Source organism: Arthrobacter sp. NQ4 (assembly GCF_029077345.1).
GTDB lineage: Bacteria > Actinomycetota > Actinomycetes > Actinomycetales > Micrococcaceae > Arthrobacter.
Genome location: NZ_JARETC010000002.1, coordinates 120,931 through 136,232 on the forward strand (window position 1 = coordinate 120,931; position 15,302 = coordinate 136,232).

11 protein-coding genes are annotated in these 15,302 nt (G+C 66.6%); 7 read left to right on the top strand and 4 right to left on the bottom strand.

Annotated elements, in window-relative coordinates; translation table 11 throughout:
* Positions 1–144 precede the first annotated feature (144 nt).
* From polA to rpsA, 3 genes are all read left to right on the top strand, one after another.
* On the top strand, positions 145–2,787 hold the full coding sequence (gene polA, locus PUN51_RS04375) for a DNA polymerase I (protein WP_374114916.1): 2,643 nt from the start codon (positions 145–147) through the stop codon (positions 2,785–2,787).
* Between the two features lie 72 nt (positions 2,788–2,859).
* Positions 2,860–4,158 carry a GNAT family N-acetyltransferase gene (locus PUN51_RS04380; protein ID WP_275180063.1) on the top strand — a complete coding sequence of 433 codons (1,299 nt, stop codon included), beginning with the start codon at positions 2,860–2,862 and terminating at the stop codon, positions 4,156–4,158.
* A gap of 250 nt (positions 4,159–4,408) precedes the next feature.
* Complete coding sequence (gene rpsA / locus PUN51_RS04385; RefSeq protein ID WP_159632080.1) at positions 4,409–5,884, top strand: 30S ribosomal protein S1; 1,476 nt, start codon at positions 4,409–4,411, stop codon at positions 5,882–5,884.
* 129 nt (positions 5,885–6,013) lie between these two features.
* Here rpsA and PUN51_RS04390 read toward each other — a convergent pair whose 3' ends face one another.
* Positions 6,014–6,514, bottom strand: a complete 501-nt coding sequence (locus tag PUN51_RS04390; RefSeq protein WP_275180064.1) for a GNAT family N-acetyltransferase — start codon at positions 6,512–6,514, stop codon at positions 6,014–6,016.
* On the bottom strand, positions 6,498–7,187 hold the full coding sequence (locus PUN51_RS04395; protein WP_275180065.1) for an IMPACT family protein: 690 nt from the start codon (positions 7,185–7,187) through the stop codon (positions 6,498–6,500). The genes PUN51_RS04390 and PUN51_RS04395 overlap by 17 nt, the downstream gene beginning before the upstream one ends.
* 78 nt (positions 7,188–7,265) lie before the next feature.
* Here PUN51_RS04395 and coaE point away from each other — a divergent pair, with 78 nt between their 5' ends.
* From coaE to PUN51_RS04415, 4 genes are all read left to right on the top strand, one after another.
* Positions 7,266–8,480, top strand: coding sequence for a dephospho-CoA kinase (gene coaE, locus PUN51_RS04400; protein ID WP_275180066.1), 1,215 nt, complete (start codon positions 7,266–7,268; stop codon positions 8,478–8,480).
* Positions 8,481–8,560: 80 nt separating this feature from the next.
* Complete coding sequence (gene uvrB, locus PUN51_RS04405) at positions 8,561–10,675, top strand: excinuclease ABC subunit UvrB (RefSeq protein WP_275180067.1); 2,115 nt, start codon at positions 8,561–8,563, stop codon at positions 10,673–10,675.
* Positions 10,676–10,862: 187 nt separating this feature from the next.
* Positions 10,863–11,891: a TerC family protein gene (locus PUN51_RS04410; RefSeq protein WP_159632075.1), complete on the top strand. Its 1,029-nt coding sequence runs from the start codon at positions 10,863–10,865 to the stop codon at positions 11,889–11,891.
* Between the two features lie 131 nt (positions 11,892–12,022).
* Positions 12,023–13,450, top strand: coding sequence for an MFS transporter (locus tag PUN51_RS04415; protein WP_275180068.1), 1,428 nt, complete (start codon positions 12,023–12,025; stop codon positions 13,448–13,450).
* Here the strand turns inward: PUN51_RS04415 and PUN51_RS04420 are convergent.
* Positions 13,436–14,788, bottom strand: a complete 1,353-nt coding sequence (locus PUN51_RS04420) for an alpha/beta fold hydrolase (RefSeq protein WP_275180069.1) — start codon at positions 14,786–14,788, stop codon at positions 13,436–13,438. The two genes, PUN51_RS04415 and PUN51_RS04420, sit on opposite strands and share 15 nt — an antisense overlap.
* Complete coding sequence (locus tag PUN51_RS04425; protein ID WP_275180070.1) at positions 14,775–15,290, bottom strand: GNAT family N-acetyltransferase; 516 nt, start codon at positions 15,288–15,290, stop codon at positions 14,775–14,777. The genes PUN51_RS04420 and PUN51_RS04425 overlap by 14 nt, the downstream gene beginning before the upstream one ends.
* Positions 15,291–15,302: the final 12 nt, after the last annotated feature.

A 15,302-nucleotide genomic window follows, 5' to 3' on the forward strand; every position in this document is an offset into this window, starting at 1 on the left:
GCTGCCGCGCAGCCTTCGTCCCCCGCCCGCAGGCCTGCCGCAAAGGCCGCCGCCCCCGCCGCCGGTGGGTCTGTTTCAGCTACCGAAGCGCCGGTCATTCCCATCACCGACCAGCCCCGGCTGCTGGTCCTCGACGGCCACTCGATGGCATTCCGGGCCTTCTTCGCCCTGCCGGCGGACAAGTTCTCCACCTCCAACGGCCAGCACACCAACGCCATCCACGGCTTCACCTCCATGCTGATCAACCTCATCAAGGAACAGCAGCCCACCCACATCGCAGTGGCGTTCGACGTCTCTGACGAATCCACCCACCGCAAGACCGAGTACAGCGAGTACAAGGGCGGCCGGAACGAAACACCCCGCGAAATGAGCGGCCAGATCGACCTCATCGGCCAGGTCATGGAGGCCTGGGGGATCAAGACCATCAAGATGCCCGGCTACGAGGCCGATGACATCCTTGCCACCCTCGCCGCGATGGGCGAGAAGGCAGGCTTCGAGGTTTTGCTTGTCTCCGGAGACCGGGACGCCTTCCAGCTGATCACGGACAACGTCTTCGTGCTGTACCCGCGCAAGGGTGTCAGTGACATCCCACGGATGGATGCCGCCGCCATCGAGGCAAAGTACTTCGTCAGCCCGTCCCGCTACTCCGATCTCGCCGCACTCGTGGGGGAGACGGCGGACAACCTTCCCGGCGTACCCGGCGTCGGACCCAAGACGGCGGCCAAATGGATCAACCTCTACGGCGGCCTCGAGGGCGTCCTGGAGCACCTCGATTCCATCGGCGGCAAGGTGGGCGACGCCCTGCGGGAGAACGTCGACGCCGTCAAGCGCAACCGCCGGCTGAACCAGCTCCACACCGACCTCGAGCTCCCCGTCACCCTGGATGACCTCTACCAGCCGCGCCCGGACCAGGCCGCCATCGAGGACCTCTTCGACCAGCTTGAGTTCAAGGCCATTCGCGGCCGGCTGTTCGCCCTGTATGGCGACGCCGACACCCCGGCCGCTGAACGGGAAAGCATCGAAACGCCGGAATACAACACCCCCGCCAACGCCGCCGGGCTGGCCGCCTTCCTGGCTGCCGGTGCCGGGCAGCGGTCCGCCCTCGCCGTGGACCTCGTCCCCGGCCGGATCGGTGAGGACGCCGACGCACTGGCCATCGTTCGCGGCGACGCCGCAGTCTACGTGGAGCTCTCCGGCCAGGACGCGGAAACCGAGAACGTGCTGGCCGCGTGGCTGCGCGATCCTGAAGCACCCAAGGTGATGCACGGCTTCAAGGCCGCGCTCAAGGCGCTCACGGCCCGCGGCCTGGAACTGGAGGGCGTGGTGGATGACACCTCCATCTCCGGCTACCTCATCCAGCCTGACCGCCGCACCTACGAACTCGCCGAACTCGCCCAGCACCACCTCAACGTGGGCATACCCGCAGCCACGGCCAAAGCGGGGCAGCTTGAGTTGTCCTTCGACGGCGATGACACCGCCGCCGCCGACGCCCTGGTCCAGGCCGGCGCCGTGGTGCTGGCCCTGAGCCGCTACTTCGAGGACGAACTCAAGGACCGCCGGGCAGAGGAACTGCTGTCCACCCTTGAGCTGCCTGTCAGCCGCGTGCTGGCGGACATGGAACTCGCCGGCATTGCGATTGACATGGACAAGATGGACGACCAGCTTGCCGATCTTGCGCGGGTCATCGACCAGGCCCAGGAACAGGCGTTCGCCGCGATCGGCCACGAGGTCAACCTTGGCTCGCCCAAGCAGCTGCAAACCGTCCTGTTCGAGGAACTGCAGCTCCCCAAGACCAAGAAGATCAAGTCCGGCTACACCACCGACGCCGCGTCCCTGAAGAACCTGCTGGAGAAGACCGGGCACGAGTTCCTGGTGCAGCTCATGGCGCACCGGGAGGCCGCCAAGCTGCGGCAGATGATCGAGTCGCTGAAGAAGTCCGTGGCGGAAGACGGCCGTATCCACACCACCTACGCCCAGAACGTCGCGGCCACCGGCCGGATCTCGTCCAACAACCCCAACCTGCAGAACATCCCCATCCGCAGCGAGGAGGGCCGGCGCGTGCGCGGCATCTTCGTGGTCAGCGACGGTTACGAGTGCTTGCTCTCCGCGGACTACTCGCAAATCGAGATGCGCATCATGGCGCACCTCTCCGGCGACGAAGGCCTGATCCAGGCGTACAGGGACGGCGAGGACCTGCACCGGTTCGTCGGCTCCAACATCTTCCACGTCCCCACGGACCAGGTCACCAGCGCCATGCGCTCCAAGGTCAAGGCCATGTCCTACGGCCTTGCCTACGGCCTGACGTCCTTCGGCCTGTCCAAGCAGCTCGAGATTTCCGTCGATGAAGCCCGCACCCTCATGAAGGACTACTTCGACCGCTTCGGCGCTGTCCGCGACTACCTCCGGGGCGTGGTGGACCAGGCCCGGGTGGATGGCTACACGGCCACCATCGAGGGCCGCCGCCGCTACCTGCCGGACCTCACCAGCACGGACCGCCAGCTGCGCGAGAATGCCGAGCGCATCGCACTCAACAGCCCCATCCAGGGCTCCGCAGCGGACATCATCAAGCGCGCCATGCTGGGAGTCCACGCTGAACTCCAGGCCCAGGGCCTGAAATCCCGGATGCTGCTCCAGGTCCATGACGAACTGGTCCTCGAAGTCGCCGCGGGCGAACGCGCCGCCGTTGAGAAGCTGGTCACCGAGCAGATGGGTGCCGCCGCGGACCTCAGCGTGCCGCTGGAAGTCCAGATCGGCGTCGGGCCCAGCTGGTACGACGCCGGACACTAGGCGTCCGGGGCACGCCACCAGCAGGAATGTTTGTGCTGGTCAGGCGCCGGATTCATAACTAGGCTCGGGTAAATGGGTGATCTGAGCGGAAACTATGAAATCCGGCGCTTCAAGCCGGCTGCCAAGGAAGATCCTGCCTACCCGCAGACCGTCGACTGGATGCGGGCCGTTGCCTTCGGGTTCCATGACGCACGCCGCAGCGACGAACGGGTGGACCGGGGCATCGGGATGCAGCGCGCCGACGGGCGGGTGATGACCGGCGCCTACCAGGCAGGGCCGGTGGCCGACCACGCCCTGGGAGCCAACGTCCCGGTGGCAACCTTCGGTACCTTCACCAAGACACTGAACATCGGCTTCGGCCGGATGCTCGACACCCGCCTGGTCACCGCCGTGACGGTCCGGACGTCACACCGGCGGAGGGGACTGCTGCGCCGGATGATGGCAGAGGAGCTGGATCTGGCCGGCCGGGAGGGGCTGGCGATGGCGGCATTAACCGCGTCGGAGGCCTCGATTTACAGCAGGTTCGGGTTCGGGGTGGCCACCCGGGAACAGTCCATCAAGGTCGACACCAGCCGCCGCTTTGTCCTCAACCACCATGCCACGGGCCGGGTGGAGGTGGCCGATCCCAAGGTCCTCCTCCACCTGGCGCCGAAGGTCTTCGAGCAGCTGCACGGCCTCACTCCCGGTTCGATCGGGCGGCACGAGTTCTACCGCCAGCTCGCGTCCGGATCCATCAGCCGGGCCGAGGACGAGGACCCCAAGGTCAAAGTTGCGCTGCACTACGGACCCGACGGCGCGGTCGACGGCTACGTCTCCTACAAGTTCGCCGGGTGGGACGCCCGGCCGTACACCATGGAAGTGGTGGACCTGGTGGCAGCAACCGACCACGCCTACCTGGAGCTCTGGCAGTACCTTGGCGCCATCGACCTGGTCGAGAACGTCACGTGGGAAGAAGCGATGGTCGATGATCCGCTGCCATGGGCGCTCGAGGACTCCCGCTGCGTTGAAGCGTCCGAGCCCCGGGACATGCTCTGGCTGCGGATCCTGGACGTCCGCGGGGCCCTGGCGGCCCGGCACTACCCCTCGGATGGAAGGCTCGTCCTGGAGGTGGGGGACCCGTTGGGCTTCACGGCAGGAACGTTCGCGCTCGAAGTCGACGGCGGCCAGGCCGCCGTCGAACGTGTCGACGCAGGGGAGCAGCCGGACCTGGCCATGGATGTCTCCGCGCTGTCCTCGATCTACCTCGGCGGCGTCTGCCCGGTGACGCTGGCGGCTGCGGGGAAAATTTCCGAACACGCCAAAGGCGCCGCCTTCAGGGCACGGCAGATGTTCGCTGTGGAACGGGCCACGCACTGCCTGACCCACTTCTGATACCGCGTGCCGGCTGCACGTTCCCTCTCCGCTGCCGCTTTGACCCCAATTGCCGGCAGCGACTAGAATAAACGGGCGTGTACCACGTGCACGCGCTTGCGGTCCTCTGAGGACTGCATTGAAAAGCAATCCACAAATCAGGATGACCCGGGGAATCCATCGGATTCACCGAGAATCGCGCCTGCGTTCCATAACGCGGGCGCGCCGGTTTGCCTGACCGACTAACTATCCACAACGGAGCCCCTACTACATGACCATCACCTCCACCGAGAAGCCCGGTACCCCCGTAGTCGCGATTAACGACATCGGTACCGCTGAGGACTTCCTCGCAGCTGTCGACGCCACCATCAAGTACTTCAACGACGGAGATCTCGTCGAAGGTACCGTCGTCAAGGTCGACCGCGATGAAGTCCTGCTCGACATCGGTTACAAGACCGAAGGTGTCATCCCCTCCCGCGAGCTGTCCATCAAGCACGACGTTGATCCCGGGGACGTTGTCTCCGTTGGCGATCAGGTCGAAGCCCTGGTGCTCACCAAGGAAGACAAAGAAGGCCGTCTGATCCTCTCCAAGAAGCGTGCTCAGTACGAGCGTGCCTGGGGCGACATCGAGAAGGTCAAGGAAGAAGACGGTGTCGTCACCGGTACCGTCATCGAGGTTGTCAAGGGTGGTCTTATCCTCGACATCGGCCTGCGCGGCTTCCTGCCCGCATCCCTCGTCGAGATGCGCCGTGTGCGCGACCTTGCTCCGTACATCGGCCAGCAGATCGAAGCCAAGATCATCGAGCTGGACAAGAACCGCAACAACGTTGTGCTGTCCCGCCGTGCATGGCTCGAGCAGACCCAGTCCGAGGTCCGCTCCACGTTCCTCAACAAGCTGGAAAAGGGCCAGGTCCGTCCCGGCGTCGTTTCCTCCATCGTCAACTTCGGTGCATTCGTGGACCTGGGCGGCGTAGACGGCCTCGTCCACGTTTCCGAGCTCTCCTGGAAGCACATCGACCACCCGTCCGAGGTTGTCGAAGTTGGCCAGGAAGTCACCGTCGAGGTTCTCGAGGTCGACCTGGACCGCGAGCGCGTTTCCCTGTCGCTCAAGGCTACGCAGGAAGATCCGTGGCAGACCTTCGCCCGCACCCACGCCCTGGGCCAGGTTGTTCCGGGTAAGGTCACCAAGCTGGTTCCGTTCGGTGCGTTCGTCCGCGTCGAAGACGGCATCGAAGGCCTGGTCCACATCTCCGAGCTGGCTGTCCGCCACGTGGAGCTGGCCGAGCAGGTTGTCTCCGTTGGCGACGAACTGTTCGTCAAGGTCATCGACATCGACCTGGAACGCCGCCGCATCTCGCTGTCCCTCAAGCAGGCCAACGAGGGCGTCGACGCCGACAGCACCGAATTCGATCCCGCTCTGTACGGCATGGCCGCAGAGTACGACGAAGAGGGCAACTACAAGTACCCCGAGGGCTTCGACCCCGAGTCCAACGAATGGCTCGAGGGCTACGAGAACCAGCGCGCAGCCTGGGAGCAGCAGTACGCTGACGCCCAGACCCGTTGGGAAGCCCACAAGAAGCAGGTTGCCCAGCACGCTGCCGACGACGCTGCAGCTGCAACGTCCGGCGACAGCGACTCCGGCACCACCAGCTACTCCTCCGAGCCTGCTGCCACCGATTCCGGTGCCGGCACCCTGGCTTCGGACGAGGCACTTGCTGCCCTGCGCGAGAAGCTGACCGGCAACTAATTGCCGCCGGCCCGGACTTCCGGGCTGACACAGTGGGCCCCCGCGAAAGCGGGGGCCCACTGTGCTTTAAGCGGCAGGCGTCAGGCCGTAAGAGACCCGCCTGGTGGCCGGATTTCCCTGCTGAAGGGGCTAAAGGTCGACGACGGCGAGGACCGTCCCGTCGTCGTCGTGCGTCAGTGCCGCGCCTGCCGCCGTGAGCAGCCGCTGGGCGCTGAGGTTCCCGGACAGGGTACGCGCGGTGACGCGTTTCAGGCCCGCCCGGCGGGCCTCTGCCAGGACGAGGTCCAGGGCGGCACCGCCGATTCCCCGGGAACGGAAGCTACGGCCAAGCCAGATGCCGGTTTCCGCAGAGGGGATTCCAGCCGCGGGGTCGCGCTTGAGCCGGACGGAGCCGGCAATGTGGGTGCCCTTGAAGACAGCCCAGGACTTTTCCGCCGCAGGTCCGTCCAGCCCTGCGGCCGCAGCGCGGTGGTAGCCGTAGAACCAGGCGGTGCGCTCGAGGTTCCAGCCCGGTCCACCCAGCGGGGGCGCCACTTCATCGGGGGAGGCGTCGCGCTTGGCCAATTGGAGCAGCCGGTCCGCCACGGCCTCGTCCACGTCCGCCAGGGTCACATCAGTCGAGCCGCTCATCAATCCATTCCGTTCCGTCGGGATTGAGCTCGGCGGACCCTGCCGTCAGCTGCAGCACGCGATCGGACGCAGCGGCGATGGCGGCAGCATTGTCAGCCACCGCAATCCGCAGCACCGTGTGCCGGTCCTGGTAGCTGGTGTCCGCCATGACCATGCCTGCGGCGCGCAGATCGTTCTCCAGCCGCCCCGCTGCCGCGTGCGGCACCGCCGTGGAACAGATCCGCCGCCTGCTGCGCCGGGCAAGGGGTGCCAGGTCAAGGGCGGCCGAGACTGATTCGGAATACGCACGGACCAGGCCACCCGCGCCGAGCAGGACGCCGCCGAAATAGCGGACGACGACGGCGCTGACGTCGCTGAGGTCGGTCACCCCCGGCGCGGTTTCCCTTTTCAGCAGGGCTTCGAGCATGGGGATGCCGGCGGTCCCGGCGGGTTCGCCGTCGTCGCTGGAGCGCTGGACGGTCCGGTCCGGCCCGATGACGAACGCGGAGCAGTGGTGGCGGGCGTCGTGGAATTCACGGCGAAGGCCGGCCACCAGGTCGCGGGCTGCGTCTTCCGTGCCTGCCCTCCGGAGAACCGTGATGAACCTGGAGCGCTTGATCTCAAGTTCATGCCGGAAGTCCCCGCCCGCTGCCAGCGTGGTGTAGGAGGTGGCCCGGCTTTCTTGCTCTTGCATCCGGCCCAGTCTAGTGCCGCCATGGGGGGCGTGGCCCGGCTGGTTCAGCTGGCCGGCCCGGTTCAGTAGGGTGGGGGTGTGCTGAAGATCGGGTTGACGGGCGGGATCGCCTCAGGGAAGTCGGTGGTGGCCGCGCGGCTGCAGGAACGCGGCGCCGTGCTGGTGGATGCGGATGCGCTGGCCAGGGAGGTGGTGGAGCCCGGCACCGAAGGCCTGGAACGCATCGTGGGGGAGTTTGGCGAAGGAATGCTCGACGACGGCGGACGGCTTGACCGCGCGCGTCTCGGGGCGGCGGTGTTCGGCAATCCTGAGCGCCTCGCCGCCTTGAACGCCATCGTCCATCCCCTGGTGCGCGCCCGCGCCGCCGCCATCACGGCAGCAGCCCCGGCTGACGCCGTGGTGGTCCAGGACATTCCCCTCCTGGTGGAGACCGGCCAGGGGTCCGCTTTCCACTTGGTGGTGGTGGTGGATGCGCCGGACGACGTGCGGCTGCAGCGCATGCTCGAGCACCGGGGAATGACCGCGGAAGCGGCGCGTGCCCGGATGGACGCCCAGGCCCCGCGACAGGACCGGCTGGCCGCGGCCGACGCGGTCCTGGACAACTCCGGTACCGTGCAGCACCTGCTGGGCCAGGTGGACCGGCTGTGGGATGAGCGCCTGGTTCCCTTCGCCCGCAACCTGGTGGCGGGGAAACGCGCACCGCGGAACGGCGGTCCGGTCCTGGAACCGCACCGGACGGAGTGGGCGCAGGAGGCGGCCAGGATAGCGGCCCGGCTGGTGGCGGCAGCACCCGACCTCATCCTGGCCGTGGACCACATTGGCTCCACCGCTGTTCCCGGCCTGCCCGCGAAGGACGTTATCGACCTGCAGGTGACGGTGCCTGACCTCGCGGTTGCGGCCACCATCGCACCTCTCCTGGCCGCAGCAGGCTTTCCGGCGGTACGGGACGTCGAATCCGACACTCCAAAGCCCAATGCTCCGAACCCGGCAGCATGGTTGAAGCGGTTCCACGCCAACGCGGACCCGTGCCGTGCCGTCAACGTCCATGTCCGGGCGGCCGGTTCGGCCGGATGGCGCTTCGCGTTGATGTTCCGCGACTGGCTGCAGAACGATCCCTCCGCGCTCCGGCTGTACGCGGCGCACAAGGCTGACCTCGCCGCCCGGCACGCCGATTCGGGCACCACCGGCTCCTACGCGGAGGCGAAGGAACCGTGGTTCACGGACGTCGCGTGGCCCCTCATGGCCGCGTGGGCCGAGGCAACCGGGTGGGAACCGCCGTCGTACGCGTCCTGACACCGGCCCGCGCCGTGGTGGATGTTCGCCGGTAACGGACGGGGCCGTCCAGTGTCGGTGCCCGGCTGTAAATTAGATTCATGAGCCTTGCGCAGGAAATCAACCGTGTTGTAGCGCCCTTCGAAGTCATCAGCGAGTTCAAACCTGCCGGAGACCAGCCGGCCGCCATCGCTGAGCTGACGGAGCGCATCAACAACGGCGAGAAGGATGTGGTGCTGCTTGGCGCCACCGGTACCGGTAAAAGTGCCACCACCGCCTGGCTTATTGAACAGGTGCAGCGCCCCACCCTGGTGATGGTGCAGAACAAGACCCTTGCCGCCCAGCTGGCCAACGAGTTCCGCGAACTGCTGCCCAACAACGCGGTGGAATACTTCGTTTCCTACTACGACTACTACCAGCCCGAAGCGTACGTGGCCCAGACGGACACCTTCATCGAGAAGGATTCCTCCATCAACGAGGAAGTGGAACGGCTCCGCCACTCCGCCACCAACGCGCTGCTGACCCGCCGCGATGTGATCGTGGTGGCCACGGTGTCCTGCATCTACGGCCTGGGAACCCCTGAGGAATACATTTCCGGCATGGTGACCCTCCGCCGCGGCGCCGAGATGAACCGGGACGACCTCCTCCGCAAGTTCGTCTTCATGCAGTACGCCCGCAACGACATGGACTTTCACCGCGGCACCTTCCGGGTGCGCGGCGACACCGTGGAAATCATTCCCATGTACGAGGAACTGGCCATCAGGATCGAGTTCTTCGGTGATGAGATTGAGAGCATCCAAACCCTCCACCCGCTTACCGGCGAAGTCATCCGCGACGAGGAAGAGATGTACGTCTTCCCGGCCTCGCACTACGTGGCCGGGCCGGAACGGATGGCGCGGGCCATCAAGCGGATCGAGGATGAGCTGGCGGACCGGCTGAAGGTGCTGGAGGGCCAGAACAAGCTCGTCGAAGCCCAACGGCTGCGGATGCGCACCACCTACGACCTCGAGATGATGCAGCAGATGGGTTTCTGCAACGGCATCGAGAACTACTCGGCGCACATTGACGGGCGGGAGCCGGGTACTGCACCCCACTGCCTCCTGGACTACTTCCCGGACGACTTCCTGCTGGTGGTGGACGAGTCCCACGTGACCATTCCCCAGATCGGGGCCATGTACGAAGGTGACATGTCCCGCAAACGGAACCTGGTGGACTTCGGCTTCCGGTTGCCGTCCGCCATGGACAACCGGCCGCTGAAGTGGGACGAGTTCCTCGAACGCGTGGGCCAGACCGTCTACCTCTCGGCTACCCCCGGCAAGTATGAGCTGGGCAAGGCAGACGGCTACGTCCAGCAGATCATCCGTCCCACCGGCCTGGTGGATCCCGAGGTGGTGGTCAAGCCCACCAAGGGACAGATCGACGACCTCCTCGGCGAGATCAAGACCCGGGTGGAAAAGAACGAGCGCGTCCTGGTGACCACGCTGACCAAGCGGATGGCAGAGGACCTCACCGACTACCTGCTGGGCCACGGCGTCAAGGTGGAATACCTGCACTCGGACGTGGACACGCTGCGCCGGGTGGAGCTCCTGCGTGAACTGCGGTTGGGATCCTTTGACGTCCTGGTGGGCATCAACCTTCTCCGTGAGGGCCTGGACCTCCCCGAGGTGTCCCTGGTCAGCATCCTGGACGCGGACAAGGAGGGGTTCCTGCGCTCGTCCACCTCGCTGATCCAGACCATCGGACGTGCCGCCCGCAACGTCTCCGGCCAGGTGCACATGTACGCGGACCGGATCACCGACTCCATGGCCAACGCCATTGACGAAACCAACCGTCGCCGCGCCATCCAGGTGGCGTACAACAAGGAACACGGCGTCGATCCGCAGCCGCTGCGGAAGAAGATCGCCGACATCACGGACCAGTTGGCCAAGGAAGATGCCGATACCGATGCGCTGCTGGGCAGCTTCGATTACGGCAAGGGCAAGCGCGGCATCACCGGATCCAATAAGGCCGGCGCCAAGAAGGGCGCGGCCCAGGTCCGTGCGGACGGCCTGGCGGCGGCTCCGGCCGAGGACCTGGTGGGCCTGATCGCACAGCTCACGGAACAGATGCATGGCGCGGCGGCAGACCTCCAGTTCGAGGTGGCGGCGCGGATCCGGGACGAGGTCAGCGAGCTGAAGAAGGAGCTGAGGCAGATGCAGGCGGCAGGCCACGCCTGACGTCCGCGGCCGGGCATCCGGCTGGGGTACAGTTAAAGCACGTAGGGGAGTATCCCAAGCGCTACGATCGTCAACACGCAGGGCACAGCTGCCCCGCCGGGCGTAGCGGGCCGCCACATCAGCACCAAGTGCACAGGCAGGCCGGAGAGACTTACACCATTTTGTGTACCCTGCGAAAGGCTGCCCTGTGCTCGACTTGCCCGTATGGTTCGAGGTTGGCTCATTTGCCGTCCTCGGCCTGATTCTCCTGATCGATCTCCTTCTGGTGGTGCGGCGCCCGCATGAGCCGTCCATGAAGGAGGCCGGTCTGTGGGTGGCCTTCTACGTCACCCTTGCCCTGGCCTTCGCCGGTGCCATGTTCGCTTTTACCGGGCCCGAATTCGGCAGCCAGTTCGTCGCCGGCTGGGTGACCGAGTACAGCCTCAGCATCGACAACCTGTTCGTCTTCATCATCATCATGGCCAGGTTCTCCGTGCCCCGGAAGTACCAGCAGGAAGTGTTGATGGTGGGCATCATCATCGCGCTCATCCTGCGCGGCATCTTCATCCTGCTGGGCGCCATCGTCATCGAACAGTTCAGCTGGGTGTTCTACATCTTCGGCGCATTCCTGCTGTGGACGGCCTGGAAGCAGGCCCAGGACGAGGGTGAAGAGGAAGAGGACCGGGAGAACCCGCTGATAGCGAAGATCCGCAAGGTCATCCCGATGTCGGAGAAGTTCGATGGCGGCAAGCTGCGTACCGTGGTCAACGGCAAGAAGGTCTTCACCCCCATGGTGATCGTCTTCGTCACCATCGGCCTCACGGACCTGCTGTTCGCAGTTGACTCCATCCCCGCGATCTTCGGCCTGACCCAAAGCCCCTTCATTGTCTTCACCGCCAACCTGTTCGCGCTGATGGGCCTGCGGCAGCTGTACTTCCTGCTGGGTGGCCTGATGAACCGGCTCATCTACCTCAAGCACGCCCTGTCCTTCATCCTTGCGTTCATCGGCGTCAAGCTTGTCCTGCACGCCATGCACGTCAACGAGCTTCCCTTCATCAACGGCGGACAGCACATCGAGTGGGCACCTGAGATCCCCACCTTCGTCTCCCTCGCCGTGATTGTGGGCACCATCATCGTCGCCGTCGTCGCCAGCCTGCTCAGCTCCAAAGCCCAGGCTGCCACGGTGGATCCGCGGCTTGAAGAGGACGCCCGGAAGAGCCACAGCGACGCCGAGTAGGCGCGCCCCGGCGCATTCCCCTCCGGTAATCCCGGCCGCCTGAGCGGCCGGGATTACCCCTTTAAGCCTCCGCAGGACGGACGGGTTCCGCACCCCTGTGGGTCTAGCCGGCGCAGGACTATGCTCAGATCATGGCCCGCACGCTTGTGATGGATCAGGGCGCGCGCCAGGTGCAGCGACGTACCGTTTTGCTCTTGAGCGTGGCCCAGGTGTTCGGTGGACTCGGGACGGGATCGACCGTGTCCATTGGTTCCATCCTGGCCGTCGAGCTGTCCGGCTCCAGTGCCTGGGCGGGCTCCGTGGCCACGGTGATGACCCTCGGGGCGGCGGCCGCAGCCCTGCCGTTGGCATCGCTGGCGGAACGGCGTGGGCGCCGGGCGGGCCAGGTGGCCGGCCTTTCGGCGGCGCTGGCAGGGGCGGTCCTCATGGTCCTGGCCGTTGTCACCGGGCTCTTCGTCCTGCTGGTCGTGGGCTCGGCAGGCATCGGCATCGGCACGGCAGCGACCCTGCAGGCTCGGTTTGCCGCGGTGGATCTCGCTGCCCCCGAGCACCGCGGGCGGGCCTTGTCCACCGTGGTCTGGGCGGTAACAGTCGGTGCCGTGGCAGGCCCCAACCTGATCCAGCCCGGAACGGCGGTGGGAACTGCGCTGGGGCTGCCGCCAATCGCGGGACCGTTCGTGATCTCCGGGGCCGGGCTCCTCATCGCCGCCGTGCTGCTGTTCGCCGGTCTTCGCCCGGACCCGCTGCTGCTGGCACGCCGCCTCGCCGCGGCCAACAACGCCCCCACGGCGGAACGGGGAAGCGGCGCGCCTTCCACCACCCCTGCCGCCGGCACGGCCCCGGAAGGTGCCGAAATGGAAGGCGCCCAACCGGAAGGCTCCCCACCGGCAAGGACCCAGCCCGCCGCAGCGGCCGCGCGGGGCTCGCTGGACCGTGGACTGCGGGCTATCCGCAGCTCCCGGATGGCACTGCTGGCCGTCGCCGGCGTTGTGGCAGCGCACGCAGTCATGGTGGGTGTCATGTCCATGACCCCGCTGCACCTGCAGCACCTGGTGGAAGGACCGGGCCCGCATGCCGGCCACATCGCCGAGGGGGACGTGCTGGTCATCATCGGCTTCACCATCTCGCTGCACATCGCAGGCATGTTCGCGCTCTCCCCGGTCATGGGTTGGCTGACTGACAGGGCGGGCCGGATAGAGACCATCATGATCGGCTTCGCGCTGCTGATCGCCGCCGTCGCCGTTGCCGGGTTCGGCCAGGCCTCGACCGGCGCAGTGGCCGCAGGACTGGTCCTGCTGGGCATGGGCTGGTCCGCGGCCACGATTTCCGGCTCCACCCTGCTCGCCGAGAGCGTTGGCCAGGACGCCCGGGTGGCTGTCCAAGGCGTCTCCGACATGCTGATGGGCGCCGCAGGTGCCCTGGGAGGCGCCGTGTCCGGACTGGTCCTGGGCTTTGCCGGCTACCTCGGCCTCAACCTGCTGGGCGGTACCATCGGGGCGGCCGTCCTGGCCGCCGCTGTCGTCACCCGCACGTCACACCGGCGGTCAGCGGCCGTCTGAGCGGGCCATGCCCAGGAGGCGGGCGAAGATCCTCTCGCCGTCGTCGGCGATCCCGTCATGGTGGAAGTCGGCCGTCTCCCAGACCTGCAGCCCGCGCACCGCAGCTGCCGTGCGCAGGGAAAGGTCCCGGTCAACGTAGATGTCGTCCGAGTAGACCGCCGCTGCCACGGGAACGGTGTTGGCGGCCAGGACCTCCGGGTCGTACAGCGGCTTCCAATCCTGCTTTGCGGCCAACAGGTCAGCCACCTCCCGCAGCGGCTGGAGGGCGGGGTCCTGCCCGAAGTACCACGGGTACACCATTTCGCCGGTCAGCAGCAGTGGTTCGGCGTCGGGCCTGAACCAGGGATTCTCGCCGAGCATCCGCCAAGCTGACCAGTTGGTGGCCTGCTCCTGGCCGTAGATGGATTCATGCATCAGGGCGTACAGCGGGTTGGAGCGGCGGGACACCACACTGGTGAGCTGCTCCAGGAAAGTGTCGGACAGCCTGGGACCACCGGGGGTTTCCACGAACGCGTCCTCCAGCAGGTAATGCAGGCTGTCCACCCGGGTGTTGCCGCCCAGGAATGCGCCGGCCATCTGGAACCGCTCCACGGTGAGGGGACTGCCGTCGGGCAGGAGTTCCGGTGTGCAGCGCAGGTGGCGCGCTATCCGCTCCACCGCGTCCCGGTCCTCCGGATACCAGCCGAAGTATTCGTCGTTCCGTGCCGCTACGCGCTGGAAGGTGGCCCGGTAGACGTCGTCCGCGCTGCCCGTGAGAGGTGCCAGGCCGCCGGTGATGAGGGCTTCGCGCAGTCCTTCGGGGGCGAAGGACAGGTACGTCAGGGCGCAGAAGCCGCCATAGCTTTGGCCGTAGATGGTCCAGGCAGGTGATTCCAGGGCACGGCGGATCAGCTCCGCGTCCGCCACGATCGAATCGGCCCTGAAATGCTCCAGGTAGGCCGCCTGTTCGGCAGCGGACCCGCGGGCGGGCAAGGTCCTGCGGTCGATGGGCGTTGAGAGCCCCGTGCCGCGCTGGTCCAGCATCAGGATGCGGAAGTCCTGGGCGGCGGCTTTGCTCCAGCCGCCCAGGGAGCCCCACCTGTTGCCGCGGCCGCCCGGGCCGCCCTGCAGGAAGAGGAGCCAGGGCAGCTGTGCGGCCGCTTCCGCGCTGTGCGCCGCCGAGACATACTCGCGGGCGAATACCGTGATGGTCTCTGCGGAGCCGTCGGACGGTGCGGAATGGTCCAGGGGGACCGTGAAGTAGTGCTCCACGGTGCGCATGCCACGGAATTCGTGCGTCGCCCTGACCTCATGGCCGGCAGCGGGGACTGCTGCCCGGCGCGCGTCAGCCCTGGGCATGGGCGGAAAGGGAGCCGCGGGAGGCTGCACTTCCAAACTGGTCCAGCGCCTCGCCGGTGAGCCGGAAGGTGGACCACCCGTCCATGGGGCGGGCACCAAGGCGGCGGTAGAAATTGATGGAGGGCTCGTTCCAGTCCAGCACGCTCCATTCCACGCGCGCGTAGCCGTTCTCCACGGCGATGGCGGCAAGGTGCTGCAGCAGGGCCTTGCCATGCCCCTCGCCCCGCGCTTCCGGGCTGACGTAAAGGTCTTCCAGGTAGATCCCGTGGACGCCTTCCCAAGTGGAGTAGTTCAGGAACCACAGCGCAAAGCCCTGCACGCTGCCCGCCGCGTCCTCAGCCATGGCAGCGAAGATCCGCGGGTTGTCGCCGAAGAGGGCCTGCTCCAGCAATTCCGGTGTGTTCCGGACGGCGTCGGGTTCCTTCTCGTAATGCGCCAGCTCGTGGATCATGCGGAGGACGGCGGGAACGTCGTGCCGGGTTGCGGGGCGGATTACACTCATTGTTCGAGCTTA

Coding starts and splice junctions, on each gene's coding strand:
- uvrB (WP_275180067.1), top strand. CDS start 8,561: ATGAGCCTTGCGCAGGAAATCAACCGTGTTGTAGCGCCCTTCGAAGTC.
- PUN51_RS04425 (WP_275180070.1), bottom strand. CDS start 15,290: ATGAGTGTAATCCGCCCCGCAACCCGGCACGACGTTCCCGCCGTCCTC.
- PUN51_RS04420 (WP_275180069.1), bottom strand. CDS start 14,788: ATGCCCAGGGCTGACGCGCGCCGGGCAGCAGTCCCCGCTGCCGGCCAT.
- polA (WP_374114916.1), top strand. CDS start 145: ATGGCATTCCGGGCCTTCTTCGCCCTGCCGGCGGACAAGTTCTCCACC.
- PUN51_RS04415 (WP_275180068.1), top strand. CDS start 12,023: ATGGCCCGCACGCTTGTGATGGATCAGGGCGCGCGCCAGGTGCAGCGA.
- PUN51_RS04390 (WP_275180064.1), bottom strand. CDS start 6,514: ATGAGCGGCTCGACTGATGTGACCCTGGCGGACGTGGACGAGGCCGTG.
- rpsA (WP_159632080.1), top strand. CDS start 4,409: ATGACCATCACCTCCACCGAGAAGCCCGGTACCCCCGTAGTCGCGATT.
- PUN51_RS04395 (WP_275180065.1), bottom strand. CDS start 7,187: ATGCAAGAGCAAGAAAGCCGGGCCACCTCCTACACCACGCTGGCAGCG.
- PUN51_RS04380 (WP_275180063.1), top strand. CDS start 2,860: ATGGGTGATCTGAGCGGAAACTATGAAATCCGGCGCTTCAAGCCGGCT.